The following is a 1,028-nucleotide window of genomic DNA, read 5'->3' as shown; positions in this document are numbered from 1 at the left end:
GCACTGATCCAACGGATAAAACAGCACAAAGAACACATTGTTTATTATATAAATACCAACGGATATAAAAAGATAATTAAGCATCCCACTCACGAAGTGAACATCCCGTTATCGTATTCACAGCAACGACTATGGTTCATTGATAACCTTCAAGAGGGCACAACAGAATATAATATGCCCATCGCTTTTGAGGTGTCGGGAGAGTTGGACCTCCCCTTATTAACCCGAGTGTTTAGCACCATCATTGAACGTCATGAAGTACTGCGCACGGTATATCGGGAAGTGCAAGGAGAGACATATCAGGTCGTTCGAGCGATGTCTGATGTTGATTTCAAGATTACACAGGTAGATTTAACCCATCTCACAGGTGAGACGTTAACGTCAGAAGTGTCAGAACAAGCGACCCGATTGACCCGTCAGGTATTTAACTTAAAACAAGACGTGATGCTTCGTGTCGGGTATATCCAACAGACCTCAGAGTCAGGTGTACTACTGCTGAATATGCATCACATCGCTTCCGATGGTTGGTCAATGGAAGTACTTCTAAAAGAGTTTTTTACCCTCTACCATGCTTATAGCGAAGGCCTAGAAAGTGGATTGGCCCCGTTAGATATTCAATATAGTGATTATGCACAGTGGCAAAGAACCTATTTAGAAGGGGGAGTACTTGAAAAGCAGCTCAATTATTGGGAGCAACAATTAGCGGATGTACCCGCAGAGCATACTCTGCCTTTAGATAAAGCCCGTTCAAATGAAAAAGAGCGTAAAGTAGCGATTGTGCAAGGGCAGTTATCAGCGCATATTGCAACCCAATTACAAGCGCTAGCAAAAGCACATCAATTGACCCCTTTTATGTTATTACATGGTGCGCTTTCATTATTGTTGGCTCGGCACAGTAACAGCTCTGATATTGTTATTGGTACCCCAGTTGCAAGCCGGTTACAGTCAGAGACAAACCCTTTGATTGGGTTTTTTGCCAATACATTGGTGCTCAGAGCAAATACCAATCATGATACGCTGAGCGCATA

General features: G+C 43.0%; 1 protein-coding gene. It reads left to right on the top strand.

Going from position 1 to position 1,028, the window contains the following annotated elements:
• Window positions 1-96: 96 nt before the first annotated feature.
• On the top strand, window positions 97-1,028 hold a 932-nt coding region (locus J8M01_RS23725; RefSeq protein WP_348772778.1), incomplete at its 3' end, for a condensation domain-containing protein.

Source organism: Pseudoalteromonas sp. MMG005 (assembly GCF_018101015.1).
Lineage (GTDB): Bacteria > Pseudomonadota > Gammaproteobacteria > Enterobacterales > Alteromonadaceae > Pseudoalteromonas > Pseudoalteromonas aurantia.
This window is presented reverse-complemented; position numbering and strand designations above follow the sequence as displayed.